26 protein-coding genes are annotated in these 16,922 nt (G+C 60.5%); 21 read left to right on the forward strand and 5 right to left on the reverse strand.

Translation table 11 applies throughout. The features are described from left to right. The first annotated feature begins 12 nt into the window (after positions 1 to 12). The 4 genes from CFB47_RS39200 to CFB47_RS41500 all read left to right on the forward strand — a co-directional run bounded on the left by CFB47_RS39200 (position 13) and on the right by CFB47_RS41500 (position 1,906). Positions 13 to 369, forward strand: a complete 357-nt coding sequence (locus CFB47_RS39200; RefSeq protein WP_141716965.1) for a hypothetical protein — start codon at positions 13 to 15, stop codon at positions 367 to 369. Between the two features lie 89 nt (positions 370 to 458). Continuing rightward, on the forward strand, positions 459 to 740 hold the full coding sequence (locus CFB47_RS39205; protein WP_069301918.1) for a hypothetical protein: 282 nt from the start codon (positions 459 to 461) through the stop codon (positions 738 to 740). Beyond that, the gene (locus CFB47_RS39210) at positions 737 to 1,657 is read left to right on the forward strand and encodes a hypothetical protein (protein WP_069301917.1); all 921 of its coding nucleotides are present in this window, start codon (positions 737 to 739) and stop codon (positions 1,655 to 1,657) included. Before CFB47_RS39205 ends, CFB47_RS39210 begins: the two co-directional genes overlap by 4 nt. A 108-nt stretch (positions 1,658 to 1,765) precedes the next feature. Then, positions 1,766 to 1,906, forward strand: a complete 141-nt coding sequence (locus CFB47_RS41500) for a hypothetical protein (RefSeq protein ID WP_174990674.1) — start codon at positions 1,766 to 1,768, stop codon at positions 1,904 to 1,906. A 46-nt stretch (positions 1,907 to 1,952) separates the two neighbouring features. On the opposite strand, the gene CFB47_RS39215 is transcribed toward CFB47_RS41500, so the two are convergent. From CFB47_RS39215 to CFB47_RS39235, 5 genes are all read right to left on the reverse strand, one after another. Next, positions 1,953 to 2,390, reverse strand: coding sequence for a hypothetical protein (locus CFB47_RS39215; RefSeq protein WP_069301916.1), 438 nt, complete (start codon positions 2,388 to 2,390; stop codon positions 1,953 to 1,955). Beyond that, positions 2,387 to 2,956 (reverse strand): hypothetical protein, encoded by a 570-nt coding sequence (locus CFB47_RS39220; protein ID WP_141716964.1) that lies wholly within the window; start codon positions 2,954 to 2,956, stop codon positions 2,387 to 2,389. Before CFB47_RS39220 ends, CFB47_RS39215 begins: the two co-directional genes overlap by 4 nt. A gap of 40 nt (positions 2,957 to 2,996) precedes the next feature. Beyond that, on the reverse strand, positions 2,997 to 3,401 hold the full coding sequence (locus tag CFB47_RS39225) for a hypothetical protein (RefSeq protein ID WP_141716963.1): 405 nt from the start codon (positions 3,399 to 3,401) through the stop codon (positions 2,997 to 2,999). A 125-nt stretch (positions 3,402 to 3,526) separates the two neighbouring features. After that, positions 3,527 to 3,769, reverse strand: a complete 243-nt coding sequence (locus CFB47_RS39230) for a hypothetical protein (protein WP_069301913.1) — start codon at positions 3,767 to 3,769, stop codon at positions 3,527 to 3,529. An 89-nt stretch (positions 3,770 to 3,858) separates the two neighbouring features. Next, the gene (locus tag CFB47_RS39235) at positions 3,859 to 5,067 is read right to left on the reverse strand and encodes a hypothetical protein (RefSeq protein WP_070162840.1); all 1,209 of its coding nucleotides are present in this window, start codon (positions 5,065 to 5,067) and stop codon (positions 3,859 to 3,861) included. A 358-nt stretch (positions 5,068 to 5,425) separates the two neighbouring features. Between CFB47_RS39235 and CFB47_RS39240 the strand changes: the two genes are divergently transcribed. The 17 genes from CFB47_RS39240 to CFB47_RS39315 all read left to right on the forward strand — a co-directional run bounded on the left by CFB47_RS39240 (position 5,426) and on the right by CFB47_RS39315 (position 16,916). Beyond that, positions 5,426 to 5,653, forward strand: a complete 228-nt coding sequence (locus CFB47_RS39240) for a CopG family transcriptional regulator (RefSeq protein ID WP_069301954.1) — start codon at positions 5,426 to 5,428, stop codon at positions 5,651 to 5,653. Next, positions 5,653 to 6,084 (forward strand): TA system VapC family ribonuclease toxin, encoded by a 432-nt coding sequence (locus CFB47_RS39245; RefSeq protein ID WP_069301955.1) that lies wholly within the window; start codon positions 5,653 to 5,655, stop codon positions 6,082 to 6,084. The genes CFB47_RS39240 and CFB47_RS39245 overlap by 1 nt, the downstream gene beginning before the upstream one ends. Before the next feature lie 21 nt (positions 6,085 to 6,105). Then, a complete protein-coding gene (locus tag CFB47_RS39250; RefSeq protein WP_141716973.1) occupies positions 6,106 to 6,432 on the forward strand; it encodes a hypothetical protein in 327 nt (108 codons plus the stop codon). A 95-nt stretch (positions 6,433 to 6,527) separates the two neighbouring features. Then, a complete protein-coding gene (locus tag CFB47_RS39255) occupies positions 6,528 to 7,238 on the forward strand; it encodes a helix-turn-helix domain-containing protein (protein WP_083264182.1) in 711 nt (236 codons plus the stop codon). Positions 7,239 to 7,251: 13 nt separating this feature from the next. Next, positions 7,252 to 7,425: a hypothetical protein gene (locus CFB47_RS41505; protein ID WP_174990675.1), complete on the forward strand. Its 174-nt coding sequence runs from the start codon at positions 7,252 to 7,254 to the stop codon at positions 7,423 to 7,425. Between the two features lie 47 nt (positions 7,426 to 7,472). After that, positions 7,473 to 8,558, forward strand: coding sequence for a hypothetical protein (locus CFB47_RS39260; RefSeq protein WP_069301957.1), 1,086 nt, complete (start codon positions 7,473 to 7,475; stop codon positions 8,556 to 8,558). A 14-nt stretch (positions 8,559 to 8,572) separates the two neighbouring features. Then, positions 8,573 to 9,313 (forward strand): hypothetical protein, encoded by a 741-nt coding sequence (locus CFB47_RS39265; protein WP_069301958.1) that lies wholly within the window; start codon positions 8,573 to 8,575, stop codon positions 9,311 to 9,313. Continuing rightward, positions 9,310 to 9,684, forward strand: a complete 375-nt coding sequence (locus CFB47_RS39270; RefSeq protein ID WP_069301959.1) for a hypothetical protein — start codon at positions 9,310 to 9,312, stop codon at positions 9,682 to 9,684. Before CFB47_RS39265 ends, CFB47_RS39270 begins: the two co-directional genes overlap by 4 nt. Before the next feature lie 145 nt (positions 9,685 to 9,829). Continuing rightward, the gene (locus CFB47_RS41510) at positions 9,830 to 10,003 is read left to right on the forward strand and encodes a hypothetical protein (RefSeq protein WP_174990676.1); all 174 of its coding nucleotides are present in this window, start codon (positions 9,830 to 9,832) and stop codon (positions 10,001 to 10,003) included. A 94-nt stretch (positions 10,004 to 10,097) separates the two neighbouring features. Further along, a complete protein-coding gene (locus CFB47_RS39275) occupies positions 10,098 to 12,809 on the forward strand; it encodes a type VI secretion system Vgr family protein (protein WP_069301960.1) in 2,712 nt (903 codons plus the stop codon). Beyond that, positions 12,784 to 13,785, forward strand: coding sequence for a hypothetical protein (locus CFB47_RS39280; protein ID WP_069301961.1), 1,002 nt, complete (start codon positions 12,784 to 12,786; stop codon positions 13,783 to 13,785). The genes CFB47_RS39275 and CFB47_RS39280 overlap by 26 nt, the downstream gene beginning before the upstream one ends. Beyond that, on the forward strand, positions 13,760 to 14,350 hold the full coding sequence (locus CFB47_RS41005) for a hypothetical protein (protein WP_141716974.1): 591 nt from the start codon (positions 13,760 to 13,762) through the stop codon (positions 14,348 to 14,350). The genes CFB47_RS39280 and CFB47_RS41005 overlap by 26 nt, the downstream gene beginning before the upstream one ends. Positions 14,351 to 14,586: 236 nt before the next feature. After that, the gene (locus tag CFB47_RS39290; RefSeq protein WP_226292008.1) at positions 14,587 to 14,802 is read left to right on the forward strand and encodes a transcriptional regulator; all 216 of its coding nucleotides are present in this window, start codon (positions 14,587 to 14,589) and stop codon (positions 14,800 to 14,802) included. 145 nt (positions 14,803 to 14,947) lie between these two features. Further along, on the forward strand, positions 14,948 to 15,334 hold the full coding sequence (locus CFB47_RS39295; RefSeq protein WP_069301963.1) for a hypothetical protein: 387 nt from the start codon (positions 14,948 to 14,950) through the stop codon (positions 15,332 to 15,334). Positions 15,335 to 15,706: 372 nt separating this feature from the next. Continuing rightward, a complete protein-coding gene (locus tag CFB47_RS39300) occupies positions 15,707 to 15,889 on the forward strand; it encodes a hypothetical protein (protein ID WP_141716975.1) in 183 nt (60 codons plus the stop codon). A 397-nt stretch (positions 15,890 to 16,286) separates the two neighbouring features. Beyond that, entirely contained in the window at positions 16,287 to 16,604 is a 318-nt protein-coding gene (locus CFB47_RS39310; protein ID WP_069301965.1) for a hypothetical protein, read from the forward strand. Between the two features lie 105 nt (positions 16,605 to 16,709). Continuing rightward, entirely contained in the window at positions 16,710 to 16,916 is a 207-nt protein-coding gene (locus CFB47_RS39315) for a hypothetical protein (RefSeq protein WP_070162842.1), read from the forward strand. The last annotated feature ends 6 nt before the right edge of the window (positions 16,917 to 16,922 follow it).

Raw genomic sequence — 16,922 nt, forward strand, 5'->3', positions numbered from 1 at the left:
TTGGTGAATCGAGTGACGAAAGTTCGTACCATCTCTGTCGAGGCCGCGAGCGCCCAGCGCGCGGGGGGCCTCATTTCGGACTTCATGCTTCAACGCATCGCCGGCGGCTGGTGTGTGTTACTCGTCGAGACGGGGCGCACGGATTCTCTGGTCGCGGTGAAGCGGAAGGACGTCGACGCAAGCGATGACGGCGCGGCGACGTTTCCTACCGCGGATGAGGCGTTGGCGATCATCTTTCAAATCGGCTTTGACGTCACGCGCAATGCGATCGGTATGTGGCGCCCTGAACCGAAGCATATGGAACGCCTTCAGAGTAGAACGATGGACGTGTTGAAAAGTGTCGTGGATGGACCGAAGGGCGCCGCGTGACGACTCGTGAGTTAGTCACGCATGCGCAGCGTCGCATGCAATGGGCGGCCGATAGGAAAGCAGGAACGAAGCAGTCACCGGAGGTTGCGATGAAACGCGTGAACCGGTTCGCGGAGTACGAAGGGTGGAAGATCGAGGCGTCACCGACCATTTTGGCGAAGCAGCGACTCTTCGTCTCGGGTGTGATCGTCTCGCGGGGTGACGAGCGGTTCATATTCACCGACCTCGGCAATCGTGTCTATCGTGCCCAAGCCTACGAACGCGGTATCGAATGGGCGAGAGGGTGGATCGACAACAACTACAAGACGAAGGCGCATAAGCCAGCGTATGAACGACGGAAGACCAAAGACGCAGGAGGTGGCACGGCATGATTACGCTCAATGGCGAAAAGGAACTTACCCGCATACACGATTGGGCCGACATCCAGGCGAGGCCGGACTTTGATGGGCAACTAGATCCGAACGCTCATGAGCTCGAGGCGATCATTGGCAGCTATGCCTTGCGAGACAAAATCCCGTGCGGTCTATCGAATTGCCGCACACTACATGGCCGCGGTTACCTCGTTGCGACCAAAGATGGGCGCACAACCAACATTGGGAAGGATTGCGGCCGCGTGTATTTTGGAGTTGACTTCGAAACGATGTTGAGCCAATTCACGCGGGATATTGCAGCCAAGGAACATCGCGAAAGGCTTTGGAGCTTCTCGTTTCGCCTCGACGAAATCAACGCCTCGGTCGCGAGGATGCGCAAAGGTGGCGCCGGCGCGCCGGGCGCCGATTGGGTGCACAAAAAAACTCGTCCTCTGCTCTTGCTCAACGCCGGCTGCCCCGCCCCGATCGTGCGCCGCGTTGTTCAATTGCTGCGCACAGGCGGCGATGAGGTGATGGGGGTTCGCGAAGCGACTCGCGAGGAGATCGAACGCGAAGAAGCGATGTCGGGCCGCGCGGTGAAGCGGCCGCATTACGTTGAGGCAGTCGTCGGTCGCGTTGAGCACCTGGACGCACTGCGGTCTGAAAACGATCTGCGTGAGATCTTGATCGTGGATTTGGAGACGAACCTCAAGGCGTTCGCCGGGCTCGACATCGACAATTTGTCGCCATCGCAACTGAGTCATTGGTCAAAGTGGTGCGGCGGTGTCGAACTCTCATTGGAGCGCGCCGGCGAAGCGATCCGGATGGGTCGCGCATTGCTCACGCCCGAGAATCTCGCTCCACTCGCGACGCTCGTCTCGGAGCCGGCCGAGGTTGCTCAATTTGAGGCTTACCTTGCGGGCTTGGGTACGACCTAAGGCGCTCGGATTGAGGGATGCGAGAGAAATAGCAAGCCCCTTTTTCTTTTGTTCAGTTCGGTCGGATGCGTCTAACGCGCGACCCGCGACGGCGTGACGGTGTAGCAGGTGCCGATCGATGACGACGACGCGTTCGACCGGCGCGTCGACGACTTGCTGGTCGCGATCGCGCTCACCGCCGAGCAGCATCGTTGTACGTCGGAAACCGAGGCGTGGGCCGAGGTCGCGGGTGAACGGTGGCGCTGGTGAGTCTGGTTGGCACCGATTGGCGGCAACGGCGTTTTCGCGCAGAGAGCTAGGATCCCGGGTAGGCCACCCATCTCGCCGGCCGATGGCCAGCGAAATGCAAGCGGATATACAAGGGGCTGCCGGAAGGTGCAACCTTGTCCTTGTCGAAGTGACTCTCGTCGGAAAAAACCAAGGGGTAGCTCGAATACGGTTCGATCCGACAGTCGCTCACCTCGTCGGGCTCGGGGGTCAGAAATGTGTTGTATCGCGCGCATGGCCAGCGCCCCTCACGAAGCTGAAGCTCCCAATAGCACAGGATGAGGGGGCGTCCTGAAACGTTGCGTATCGTGATCGTGTTTCCCTCCTGCTCGTCGCTACAAAACGAATATCCGATGTCGATACGATGCCGGTCTCGCCACAGTTCGCAGCACTTGATTACCGCGAGAATCGTCGAGAGGACCGCGCCCCATCCGGCGATCACGAGTGACCAGGAGTGATCGTTCATACACCTCTCCCCGCGTCGTAGGCCTGCCGGGCTTCGTCACGGCAGGCCTCGTAGTAGACCGAGAGGCTTTCTGGCAGCCGTGCGCGACGCGGCATCGCGAGACTTGACACAGGGTAGTTCGCGCGGATGTGCGCGTACAGAAAGAGGACGCATTTCAATGCGACCGCCAACGACGGAGTGTGCATCTCGTCGAGGTCGTCCAGATGAGCGACGAACTTGTCACGGTAGACGCGCACCGTGTCCAGATAGCGCTTCCAGTCGTTCAGACTCGTCGCTGCATCCAGCAACATGTCGCCAAGAAAGCGTTGCTGCTCAGTGTCATCTCGAATGACGCGCTTCCAGTGATGAACTGCGTTGCGATCGGCGAATAGCTTGCACCACTCAAGAACCGCGATATCGAGCATGTTGCTGTTGACCGTCTTGCCGAATTCCATGTGTTGTTTCAGAACACCGGTGCCGTCCTCGTTTACGAAGCCCATGCGGTAGTAAGCGATGTTGCGCACGCAGTGGCAACAGAGCAAACAGACCCGTCGCACGAACCTTGGATCCAGTGATGCGAGTGACATGGCAAAGCCTCCGTCTTTCCTCGGTTCGATCGAATGCGCTCTATCGCGCGACGGGATCGAATCGCCCGACGCGCTCGGTGGTCCCAAAGCAAGTCCTGCAGGTCTCGACGGAGTCCTCGTCGACCTCGACCGGCAACGCTCGCAGGCCGTGATCGCGCAGCCAGGCAAATCGATGGCGTCCATCCGTGAAAATGGCCGTACCGTTCTCGATGGAAACGGTTGGGATGAATATTGAGCGCGTCCCGATTGCGCATCGCAGAAACGTGCCGACCGCTTCGTATTTGCCTTCCTGGTCGGAACCGGAGCCGTTCACGCCGACATACTCGGGCGTGTCCCGCCACACCGCGTCGAGCCTGTCGACGGCGGCCCAAATGACCGGATCGGGCGCATCGGTCCAGCCGGAGCCGATGGGGTGCTGAACCCACACCAATTGTCGGAAGTCCATGACGATGCTCGCAGTCATTGTTCGATTGTTCAAGACTGTAGCGCATCCACGCGACTCCGTAATCGGCGCAGGTGGTGTTGCTCGGCGCGGACGGAACGTCGTGGCGAATTTCGAGACGCTGATGCTCAGTCCTCGGCCTTCGGTCGCCCCTGACGGAGTGCGTGTGCAGTATGCCGCGCATAGGTCGATACCGCCCGCCAGTACGCGGCCATCGGTCCTTTGCGGCGGCGCCAGGCATTCTCGGCCTCGGCGTTTGCCTGGTCGCGCAGCTCGCGCAATACGGCCTCCAACGGAGCGCGCAGTTCGGCCGGCAGGCGTTGAAGCGCCTGCCCTGCCGGCAGTTTCAGAAGCGGATTCTCGTAGCCCATCGTTCGCTTTCCCTTCACGCATTTGAAGTCGATTCGACACGTCGGAACATCGACGTGTCATCTGAAAGTCTTGTTGAATTCGCGACGCGCTACGCGGCGCGACTCGGTGATGCCGAGTGGACGAGTCTCGGCCGGGATGGCGTAGTACGGAGTGCGGACGATGGTGCGCTGTCTCGGTGCGGGATCGGATCCAGCATCGCGAGCACTGCGCGGCGCAGCTGCGCCGCTTTCGCCTGCGAGCAGCGCACGTGGCGGCGAATATCCGCAACGGTCAGACGGACCTGCCCTGCCGCGATGGCATTCGCCAACGCCAACGCCTCTGATTCAATCACGGTCACGAGCGATTCCGGGACTGGCAGATCGTCGGCCGCCGGCGCGCTGATCGAACTGAGCGCCGGAGCGTCGTGACTGGCGACTTCAACGGTGGCGGGCGATTCAGCGCGTTCGTGACCGCTTACGACTGCGATGTGACTCGGCATGACCGATGAGTCACGCGTGACTTTGTCGTCGTGACTCTCGATGACCGGGGTAGCGGCACGCCGCGGAAGACCTTGCAACCAACCCAGGCAGGCGACGCATTCGAGCAGCAGGCCGAACAGCAGGGCGATCGCCAGATCGACACCATCGCGCGAGAGGGCGAATATTTGTGCGACCCGAGACGTGACGGGGTCGATGCGGGCCTTGTCCTGGCGTGCACGGACGAGTTGCCGCACGGCTTCTGCGCGATCGGCTACCTGTTCGCGTCGATGTGCCATATCAGCCTCGACGCCGAGCGCAGCCAGCTGGGCCGCGAGCGCTTCGCGCCGAGCACGCAACGGGGCGCAGCGCGACACGCACTGTTCGGCGCGCGCATTGGCGAGTAACTCCGTGACGCGTGCTTGGTCACGCGCGACGACATCACGCGCACGCCCCGACCCAACTGGCGGCAGTGCACCGGGTTGTACGGGCTCGACGGCGCCTGCACGTTGCGCACCAGCATGTTGCTGGGCGGCCAGGAAGAACGTTGCGTGACCGTAACCGGTGCCGACGAGGCACACCCCCCAAAGCGCCAAGGCCGGAAGCTTGATCAGCAACGGCTCGCCGCGCGTCAGCGCGGGAAGCAGGTGAGCGGCCAGTAGCACCACGAGCGCGACAGCGGCCCATGCGGCGCGTTCGGCCGAGGTGCCGCCGCGTTCAATGCCGGCGACGATCGAGATCCACGCGGACGTGCCCGTGGCGCCGAGTGCGAGGATCAACGCGATGAGACGGGGAAGGGTAGAGCGCGACGCGATACGCCGGTCGGAAGGGTGGCTGTGCATGTGCGGCCTCATTAGCTGGGAGTCAACCCGATCCCCGTCGCCAAACGGGGTGAGCGGGCGCAGAGCGGGGTTGGCGAACCGGCGGCTAATGAACACCGGCAGACCCGAAGGTCTCCCCACCCAGGCCCGCCCATAGAAACCGACGTGCACAGGCACTTCGCACAAAAAAGCCGCTGAGCGCGGCTGTGCGCATTAACCGTTCGGGTCGCCAAACCCGGCACCTGTTGTTTCAGGTACGCAGCCAGTATACCGCCCGCCAACGGGGTTTACAACAGAAATGATGCGCGATGCTTGATGTTTGATGTGAGTGGGGTACAATGGGTGATGCTTGATGTTTGATGCTCACCAGGAGAGCCCTATGCGTACCACTATCGACATCGATGACGACATCCTCGCCCTCGCACGGGCGCGTGCGAAGCCCGGCACGAGTATCGGCAAGGTCATTTCCGAGCTCGCGCGCGCCGCATTGCAACGCACGACGACCAACCAGACGAGCCGTAACGGACTGCCGTTGATGCCGACCTCCGCGACGGCCCGGTCGGTCACGCTCGACACCGTCAATCAACTTCGCGACGATTCACTTTGATGACCTACCTGCTCGACGTCAACGTCCTTATCGCCTTGCTGGATCCTGCTCATGTTCAGCACGAACCGGCGCATGCATGGTTTGGCCGGGTAGGGTATGCCGCATGGTCGACTTGCCCTCTGACTGAGAACGGCGTGTTGCGGATTATCGGCAATCCGAAGTATCCGAACACGATGGGGTCGCCGGCCTCCGTCGCCCCGCTCGTCGCGCAACTGCGGGCGCACGCCGGGCACACGTTCTGGCCGGATGATGTGAGCTTGCTGGACGAGAAGCACGTCGACGCCACGCGCTTACTGTCGTCGGCTCAGTTGACCGATACGTACTTGCTGGCGCTGGCGCGCGTACACAAGGGCAAGCTGGCGACCTTCGATCGGCGCCTGGTTGTCGACGCCGTGCCGAATGGCGCCAAGCATCTCGAACTGATTTCCTGACCGTCGATGGGAGCACGAGTCGTGACAGCTTCGCTTGAACTGGTTTCGTTCGGACTTCCCGACTCGTTCCCGCCGGAGCGGGTGCCAGCGCCGCTTGCGCAGTTTGTCGCGGCATCCGTGCCGGGACCGAGCAAGGAGCAGTTGCACGCGCGTATGCGCAAGCTCGACTGGCGGCCGATTTGGAAGCGGGTGCCGACGTTCGATACGCCAGATTTGACGGCGTATGAAGTCACGCTCACCGTCAGCAACACGGTCGTGCCGCTGATCGTGCGGCTGCGTCGAGTCGGGGCGGGTACGCGTCCACTCGCGGTGCGAGAACGCGATCCGCGGCAGCTGTCATTGTTCTGACCGGGGAGGGGCCGACTGATTTGCTTGACACGACAAAATGTCGTGCTGCGCTGATGCTACACGACGTTATGTCGGGTTCTGGTCGGAGGACCACGATGGAAAAGGTCATTGAGGGGGCGCTCGTCGAGGGCGTGTTGTACGTGTATCGCTGCACCGCCTGCGGGCATCGCGGCGAGGTGCGCCACGCCGACGACAGCTACGACGGTGCGGCCACGACCTGCGCGAAGTGCTACGGCCCGGTCACGCTCGAATGGGACGGCGGGGTCACGCTGGAGGCGACGCCGCGCGTGCGTGTGGCCCACCCGCCGACCGCGGCCGAGCTCGTCCACCTGCGCACGCAGCACGGCCGGACCCAGGCGGCCGTCGCCGAGCGCGTGGGCGTGACCCCGCGCCAGGTGCAGCGCTGGGAAGCCGGGCAGGGCACGATGCCGGTCGCGTCCTGGCAGCTGCTGTGTCGCGAATGGGGCACGCGGTTCCGGGGGGATTTCACGACAGCGCCGGCACCGAGCTGGGGCTGGGACGCGCAGCGCGACGTCCAGCGCAGCACCATCGAGCGCGGCGACGTCGTGCAGCTGCAGGCGATCGCCGGGCCGCTGATCCAGGCCACCGTGTGTGTCGACCGGGTCCACGATGGGCTGGCCGACGAGCACACGTATGGCGGGATCGTGACGGGCATCGTCGCGTCGTATCCCGCAGGTGCTCCGCTCGAAACCTTTACCCTCGGCGAGCGCGTGAGCTTCGCGCGGTCGAACGTGATCCACCTCGAGCAGCGCGTGCCGCCGGCCGCCGCGCGATCGACGCAATGACGGGAGGCAGGCGATGAAACTCAGCAATGCGCTGTTTCTTGCGGGCGGGCTCATCGGCCTCCCTGCGTTCTTTGTGAGAGTCGGTTCGCTTCCCTCAACTGCGGCGATTGGGTGGGCCGTGGCCATGATCGGCTGCGGCATTGCAGGCGTCGCCGCTTGGGCATTCGAGGCAGCATCAACTAAATGACCTGGCCGGTGTCCCGGCGGTGACCACAACGTAAACGGAGCCCTGCGATGCGCAAGGAATACGACCTGCAGACCGACGTGCTGGCGACGATCGTCGCGACCACGCCCGTCACCCCAAAACACGCCGACTTGCTGACGGCCTTCGCGACGCGCACCGAGTTTCGTGGCGCGCGGCATGTGAAATCGCGCGACGAGTTCGGTGCGCGGCCGGCGCGCGTGATCGACGCGAACGGCCGCGAGATCGCCCCCGACTACCGCGCGTGGATCGACGCGCAGCTCGACGCGCATGACGGCTCGGCACGTGCGGTGTGGCACGCGTACAGGGAAGCCGGCTACCAGCTGGTCGAGATCGAGTCCGTGCTGCATTACTTTGTCCACGATCGCGGCGGCGACCAGGACAACTTCGTGCAGCTCGAGGTCTGGGAAGAGCAGGAATTCGTCGAGCGCGAAGTGTTTCCGCGCGATGCATCCTCGGGGGCTCCGGGCGAGGATGACCTGCGCAACGGCTGGAGCAGCGCGCCGGACGAACAGTTCGAGCAACGCCAGTTGGGTGCACCGCGCTATCGCCTGCAGGCGGCCACCGACATGCAGCACTTCATCGAGCTCGCCGAGGCGGTGTATCGGGTGCGCCGGCAGCGCGACGGCGCTCGGCAGTTCGTCGAAACCAACCGGACGACTGGCGAGCAACGTGTCGTGGCCGTGCGTGACCTCACGCCCGGCTACGACCGGCGCCGATGGCGCGGCCGACGGTTTTTTGACGACTGGGCCGCGTCGAGCGCGGGCCATGCCGGCGCGCGCGCGTGCTTGCGCTGGGTGTTCAAGATCGAGGACTACGACGATGGGCGCAGCGGGCGGCAGATGGACTTTGTGCCGGCCTGGACGCATACGCGCAAGGTGGCGCAGCTGCGGAACACCGCCAAGCTCGACGCATACAGCCTGTTCGGCAAGCTCACCCAGTTCGACGAGCGCATCGGCCATCCGTTCGCATGGTATTTCTACGGTCTGCACGGCAACCTGATCCTGGAAGGGCAGATGACACGCGTGCTCGAGGCCGCCGAGGCCGGCTTGATCATGCTGCCCGAACTGGATTATCAGGTGCTGCGGAGCTGGGGCGACGACCCGTATGGGTTTTGACGGAGATCTCTGCGATGGCCAGCGAACCCGAAAAGTCGGATCACGGCAATCTGATCACCGGAGCAACCGTGGTGGCCGTGCTCGGTATGATCGGTGCGGTCTGGAAGTGGGCGCTCGACGCACGTCGGGCCCGCGTGATCGCATTGACCGACAGCGGCCGCCGCGCGCTCGACAATGCCGAACGGCTCGAAACGTACGCGAATCGCTGCCGGAAGCTGATCAACGAGAATGCCTATACGGCAGAGGAGATCCCGCCGTGGAGCCAGCCTGAGTGCTTCGAGTTCGCGCTGCCCGACCTGGCCGATGCGGCGACGACCGGGCAGGGGGCGCGTCACTTGAGGTTCGAAGCAAGCTACCGCGATCTGCAGCGCGAGATCGCGGCAGCGAGCCGGCAGGTCGGCGAGTGGTACGACTCGGAGTTCTATGGTCCCAGCGGCGCGCTTGAGCTCCTTGCCCGCCGCGCGTACGACGTCGCGGATCGCGCGCTCGCACTCGCTGCGGCGCTCCGGAAGCAGTTCGGCCTGCCGCGTCGACAACTCAGTCGATACGAGCGCGATATCGAGCGGCATATCCATGACAGAGCGATCGCCGGCCGGGCACGGCCACCGATCTGGCGACCTTGGGCCTTGATGCGCTTCGCGCTGGCCAAGAGCCGGTGCGCACAAGTGCCGTTGCGGATCCACCTTCATGCTGCACGGCGTAAATGGATTGCGCGTCTGCGGAGAGTATTCGGCCTGGGAGCCAACCCGCGATGACCCGTGACCCGTGGAATAGCGAGCAGGATCGAACCGATGCCCAGGTTTGGCTCTGGCGCGGGCTGGCTGAGATTCGGGTCGCCCGTAGGTTCGACCGAGATCGGCAGTTGCCGAGTTCGGCGCTCGATGCACTGGAGCACGAAGTGCAGGGACTTCTGGACGACCTGCATGATGACGGAAAGTGGAACGAGTACGACACTGACACGGCACGACTCGTATGGCATGCGACGGTGGTCAAGGCGGCCCGTACGATCGAGGCAATGGGCGGCCAGTTCGGTGGGGCATTCGACCGAATTCAAGCGATCACCTACGCCAATGTGTGGCGGGCGTGGAACACCGGGCCGATCGTATCGCTCGCAGCAACGTCATAGCGACAAAGCGTGCGACCCGCCCATTTGATCCAATAGGAGAACGTTATGCTTGGTGCTTGGGCGACGCGCATTGCGTGCTTGTTTGGGATCCACCGTTGGGTCCGGCACGGCCACTACCACTACATCCTGAACGATACCGGGACGCATGCGTACCAGTGCGAACGGTGCGGGCGAGTTCGTGAGAAAAATTCTCCGATGTGAGTGGGGTATTGCCGGGGCCGATATCAGCCATTCAATCGAGCGGATTTTATTTTCTATCGAGCCGACAGATATCAAGGAATGCGATATAACCGCCTTTACCAACATTAACCATCTTTGAGATTCGCGAGATTTTCCATTCTGTACAATCGGACGCGAGGGCAAAGTGTCATTACACCTTGCAAGTGTGCGTAATAAAAAAGAAAGGTGTGCAGATGGATTCGCGTAATCTTATGCAGCTTATTCGAGGCGGACTGATTCAGCAAGACCGTCTTCTCAAGTTGGATACGTCGTTGGGAAGCGACGTTTTGCTTCCCCACCAGATGGTCGGGGAATCACGACTCGGCCGCGATTTCGAGTTTGTCGTCGACGTCGTCTCGACGACGTCGAGCGTCGAGCTGAAAAAACTCATCGCGCAGCCTGCGACAGTCTGGATCCAGCAGAGCAGTGGCGCCTACGCGCCACACAACGGCTACGTGCATACGGCGAGACGTCTGGGTGCCGACGGCGGACTGACGTTTCACCAGTTGACTATCGCCTCGTGGATGCACTTTCTTCGATTTCGCCGCGACCAGAAGATCTGGCAGGACAGGTCGGTCGACTCGATCGTCACAGACATTTTCAACGCGCATCCCCAAGCACGCGGCTTCTTCGAGTTTCATCTGTCGCGCACCTTGCCATCGCTCTCGTTCTGCCGCCAGAACGAGACAGATTGGAATTTCGTCCACCGGCTCCTGGAATCGGAAGGGCTGTACGGCTACTGGAAGCAGGACAGCGACGGCAAAGCGCACCGCCTTGTCATCACCGATCGCCTGACGGCTCTCGATGAAGCACTGCCGCTCACGTTTTCCCGTGCAGGCACGACCATCGTTTCGGACGCGCTCACGCAGTGGAGCGGCACGCGCACGCTGCAAAGCACGTCGCTGACCACGCGCACCTTCGACTACAAGAATCCGGCGAGCGCGTTCAACGCGAAGGGAACGTCGTTGCCGACGATGCCGAATCAGGGCGATCTTCCGGAGCAAGCCGAGGTCTATCAGTACACCGGTGCCTATACGTTCATGGCGCAGGAGCGAGGCGACGCGCTGTCCAAAACCCGCCTCGAAGAATGGGAATCACGGTCAAAGCGTTTTTTCGGTGTCGGCGGTTGGCGAGCAGCAGACGCAGGCAAACGTTTCACCTTGAACGGCCACCCCGATCACGACAGCGACTCGACCGAGCAGCGCGAATTCGCTGCGATCGCGGTGCGCTGGATCGTGCGGAACAACTTGCCGATCTCGCAAACGTCGACCCGGATGCCACATAGCCTCGACCGGCTGATCGCCGAGTCTGGGGTTGACGACCTGGGCAGCGGTGCGCATACCTCGCCGGCTGCGGACGGATCCACGGGTGCGTATCAGGTGGAGATCGAAGCACAGCGGACGACGGTTCCGTTCCGAAGCCCGTTTGATCATGCCAAGCCGACCACACATCTCGAGACCGCGGTCGTGGTCGGCCCGCAGAACGAAGAGGTCTACACCGACGAGTTGAACCGCATCAAGGTGCGATTCATTTGGGATCGTGTTAACGACGGGAACGAGAGCGCATCGTGCTGGGTCCGCGTTGCGCAGTCCGATACCGGCAGCGGGTACGGTGCCGTCCATCCACCGCGAGTCGGCGAAGAGGTCTTGATCGATTACGTCGGTGGGGACTGTGACCGCCCAATCGCAATTGCACGCGTCTATAACGGCGCGACGAAGCCCCAGTGGCATACGAATGGTCTGCTATCGGGCTATCGGTCGAAGGAGTTCGCCGGGGCAGGGTACAACCAGATGGTGATGGACGACTCGACCGGGCAAAACCGTGTGCAGTTGTTCAGCAGCCAAGGAAATTCCGCGCTGCATCTCGGCTACCTGATCCAGCAGACCGGCAATGCGCGCGGTGATTACCTAGGGACCGGCTTCGATCTCCGAACCGACAGCTACGGTGCAGTTCGCGCGAATCGTGGGCTATACGTTACCACGTATCCGAAGCCGGTCGACAGCCAGCCACTCGACGCACGCGAGACACAACAGCAACTGGTGCGGGCCGAGAGCTTGCTCGAATCACTTTCCGACGCAAGCACCGCACACGACGCCGAGGGCTTGCAGGCCGGATACGACGCATTGAAGCAGCTGACCGACGCGTCGCAAGAGTCGGCCCCCGGTTCCGCGTCTGGGGGACGCACAGCAGGCGGTGGTACGGGTTCTGCGAATACCTTCAAAGAACCGATCATGCTTTTGGGAAGTCCGTCGGGCATCGCGATCTCGACGAACGACTCCGCCCACCTGTCGGCTGCGCAACACGTCAACATCGTCAGCGGTCAGAGCACGCACGTGGCGGTCGGGAAGTCGCTGATCGCGAGCGTCGCCAACAAGCTGAGCATTTTCGTTCAGAGTGCCGGCATGAAATTGTTCGCCGGCCGCGGCAAGATCGAGGTGCAAGCGCACTCGGACAACATCGAGCTGACCGCCCAGAAATCGGTCAAAGTCCTTTCGACGACCGCGAAAATCGAGGTTGCTGCTGATCAAGAGATCTACCTAACTTCCGGCGGCGCCTACATCCGCATCGCAAACGGTGACATCCAGATCCACGCGCCTGGCAAGATCGATATCAAGGGCGCGTCGCACAGTCTGGACGGACCGACCGCGCAAGGCTATGTCCTTCCTGGGCTACCCCATGCGGGGGACACCCCCCGATATCACGAACAGTTCCACCTGGTCGACGACGATGGCACGACCGTTCTGCCACACACAAAGTACGAGATCGAAAGCGAATCCGGCAAGAAGTGGAGCGGCTTCAGCGATGCAAACGGCTTTACTCAGCATATTTATACCGATCAACCAGAGTCTCTTTCGCTGACGGTCTACAAGGAGGTCGATGATGACGGCGACGAAGAAGAAGCGTAAGACGGTGAAGCGGCACGTGAGGCACGCGTCGACGACCGGCACTGATCAAAATTCGCTGGTGAAGGCTGTCATTCAGAACGACGCCGGTGAATGGGTGCGCCCCGCGACAGGAGACAAGTTCTACATCGACGAAACCGCGAAGTTTCCGTCGATTACGTTCGAGTTTAAGTCGGACGATCCTCCCCCCTACCAATGGAAGTGGACGATCGTATGGGATGCGCAGGTGAGCCCGCTGAACGAGAAGCGAAACCGCGGTAAGAAAGTCCGGTCGTTTTCGGAGACCGGGTCTTTTACCAGTAATGACAAGGTGTGGGACGCGAAACTGAACGACAAGATCCTCGGCGGGAAGCTGTCCGTCGAGGTCAAGGCGGGCACAACGGACTTCCGACGTACCGTGATCATTCTCGGGAAAAATCCATCGAAAGACGACGTGCTCGCCTTTCTCAAACCGATTCCAAAGACGGTCGGCTTTGATCTCGTTCTCGATCAGGAGAGCCACTTCAAAAACTTCAGGAATTCTGACGAGGAGCCCGTGGTCGCGGGCGACAAGGGGTTCGGCATGACGCAAATGACGCATCCCGCACCAACGTATGAACAGGTCTGGAGCTGGAAGGAGAACATCAAGGCTGGTGTTGCGTTGTGGCAGCAGAAGCAAAACGATGCCATTAAGCACTTTGAGGGCCTTCCCTACACCGAGGAGCAGCTTCGACGTGAGACGTTTTCGAGATGGAACGGTGGCAGCTACTACAAGGTCGATAAGGCGGCGGGGACGATCGAGCGTAACGACGTGTTGTGCGACACGCAAGCGGGTAACATAGGATGGGACATGACTAACCCTTCGAACGCAGGCAAGAGTGAAGCAGAGCTTCGCGCGCGCGACAAGGATGAGTACCCGAAAATGAAGGGTGGTCAAACCAAAGATCATCCATGGAAGTATTCCGGAATCTGCTATGTCGATCATATCTTCGGTAATTAAGTGTTGCGTCGTTGCTGTTGCTGTGGCCGGTGCGGTGAACGCGTTCGCGGACGAACAGGCGCCCGCCTCGGTTCAGCTTTCGAATGGACTTCGGTTCCAACCGACTGAAGATGGAAAGCGGCTGATCGAAGTAGACGCCGCCCATCACCGCACAATCACGGTGAAGTTGCCCACGGCATTTCGTCGGACCGTCGCTTCATCGTCGGGCATCGGATTTCCATCGGCGACATCAAAGGTCGTCGACGGAAAGGAGTTGGTGCTGGTGGTCGTGAGCCAATCGTCGAGCAACAAGCCGATGGGCTTTTGCGGAGCCGGCGACGAGAGCACGCTGTATGCGCTGCAGGTCAACGGCAACGCCGCGGTCCCGGTCTATTCGATGCCGGTACAAAGCTGTTTGCACAGCGTGTCTCTCGATGACAATGGAGGCTATCGGTCGCCGTGGCTCGCGATTGAGTGGGTCGAGAACCCATTCGGATTCAAGATCACCTGGACCAATATCGACGACGCCGGTAATGCGACGCGCGAATATCGTTACAACGGCAGCACATTCGTGCAGCGCAAGTAGTAGCGCGCTCGCTCGTCGGCAGGGCGCCGAGTAGCTCGGTCCGGTCCACGAGCTTGCGCGCGACGTCCAGGACCCGTGCCGCTGCAGACTACAGATCGCATCGAAGCTGAATGGTCTGGCGATCCATGTCGCTTCGATTTAAGAATACGCTGCATCTTGCCGATAACCAGCGAATATGATCGACGTAGTGTCCTCGGTCGCCTAAGATACTCGATGAGTATATAAGGGGAGGGCGCGTGAAGAAGCTTCCGCACACACAACAGGATTTCCTGCGACACGCCATGAGTGTTCTAGGCATGACGCGTGAAGAGTTCGCGGAACGCATTGGTGCGAAGAAGCGCGCACTCGACAACTGGCTACTCCCATCCAGTTCTGCAGAGTATCGCTCCATGCCGGACATGGCGTGGAAGTTCATCCGCGAGATCCTGGGCCGCGACAAACACTGTCCTTGACAGCACTCATTGAGTATATAGTATGTAGATATACTCAATGAGGAATCGGGATCAGCGTCAACACTCCCGTGCGTATCTAACGTGGTATGTGTCGACGTTCCGTGCCGGCCGGCCGCCGTGCAAAATGTAGACAGACGAGCAGAAAATGATAAAGATCGTGTGTGCGGGAATCCTGAGTCTGTTTTTGGCTGCGTGCCATAACGGTACCGAGGGCGTAGCGGGAACGTACGGAGTTGAAGAGCATGGCAAGGTGAATCCGCTCGTCAAGGTCGAATCGGCAGGTGACACGTATTCGCTCTCCGAATTCCGCGCCGGGAAGTGGGTGCCGGTGAAGGGTGTGGTTAAGCCGTTTACGCAGAAGGATCTCGAGACGCTGACCAAGCACAAGGTGGACGTGCCGGTCGATGGTATCCAAACCAACTCTTTCGCCCTGATCCAGGTACCGAAGGGATGGACCGATGGGCCTTTCACGACCAGGACGGGCTATTTCGCGATCCTGATGTTTTCCCCCGTTGAGCTACAGAAAATGTGAGCCACATTTCATGCAACGAAGCTTGACTTGATAGTTGACGCGGCGCGTGCGAGAAAGGCCAATGCTGCGACGTCGGAGCAGGTGGACAGATCGGGCGGAGGTGCCCAGGAGCACATGGTGTGAGGCACGCAATGAAAGGAACCCTGGTTGTCCCATTCGCGGTCTTCTTACTAGAGCCGCGTGCACTGTTCGCACAAGCACTACCAAACGACGCCCCGTTCATTGTGGCCCGAGCAGTCGCGGACGAAAATGCAGCCCGTTATGGCCTAGTCGATCGAGAAAAGCCGTGTCAAACGGAGGGCTATATAACGCGCTCGCGTGAAGCCCGAAGTGTCGTTTGGTGTAGAAACGGGCGTTGGGAGGATCTCGCACGTGAAGATCGTCGTTAATCAATGGTGGACTTGGTACCTCAGCCTGGGGGCGCTTGACCAAGTGCTGTATGTGCTCCTGACATCACTTTTGTGGTTCGGGGCTCTCTACACTTTCAACATTTTCGGGTTCCGCAGGACATTTTTTGGCGATGAAGCGCAACGTCACTCGAAGGACGAGGCATGACCGTCGAACTTAGCGATCGTGATTATCAACAGCTTGTGGCAGCTCGGAACGCGATGGGTTCGGCGCTCAGTTGCCTTATCGACAACGCAGAGCCTATGGCAACGACCCCGGCTATAGCGGAGGCCCGTCGTGTCTTGGCTCAGTACGGCGAACACCAAGGTTTCGTTGTGTTGGCGAATCCGAAAAACCCGTATCAAATACGCGCGAATTCTGTATTGACGGGCACCACGATACTTGCTCTTTGCGTGTCATTTTTCTGCGTTGGCGTTCTTTGGTCATTCCCTCTCAATGTGACTGGGTGGCTTACGGCGATGTGCATAAGCGGAGGAATTGCTCTCGGTAGCGGTGTCATAGAAGTCATAGTCACGCGACGACGGGATTGACGAAAAGGAAAGCCATGTCCCTCCTAAGTTTTGTGAAATTTCCGTACAGAATGCCGGACGGCTTCGAGGCGGTCGATTCCTACGACACCAAGGACATCCTGCCGTCGGAGTTCAGAATGCGGTTTTGCAAGGTGACTGCGGCCGGGCGACTGCTCTGCGACGAAGACGGCGATCTTCACTACGACGACGCTATGACGATTGGCAACGTTGAACGTCGCGAGTACATGCTCTACTTTGAATCAGGCTCGTTGAAATGGATAGGGTGCTTCGAATCGGATGGTAGCGTGTGCAAGTACGAATTTGACGTCTCGAACTATCTCGGTGATCGGTGATTTTTGCTCTTGAATCACGGTCGACGTGTCATCGAAAAGTGCAACACTCAGAAATGCACCTCTGACGGCGATGTATTCCATTATGTAAAATCACGAGGATTCCTAATGAGTCTGATTTCGGATATCAAGGTGGTAACGGGCATCGGTCGCACAACCATCGAGGAAAAGCGAGCGTTTTGCAAAGAGCGCGGTAAGCACACGCTGGAGATCCAAGATGACACGCGCAGCGACGGTACCCGAGAGTGGAAGTGCAAATACTGCGGAGAGACACGGTCGGCAGCCGAGGGGTTTACGCCGAACGACGTTTATTGAATCTGT

Origin of the sequence: Burkholderia sp. AU27893, from assembly GCF_002223205.1 — a bacterium.
Lineage (GTDB): Bacteria > Pseudomonadota > Gammaproteobacteria > Burkholderiales > Burkholderiaceae > Burkholderia.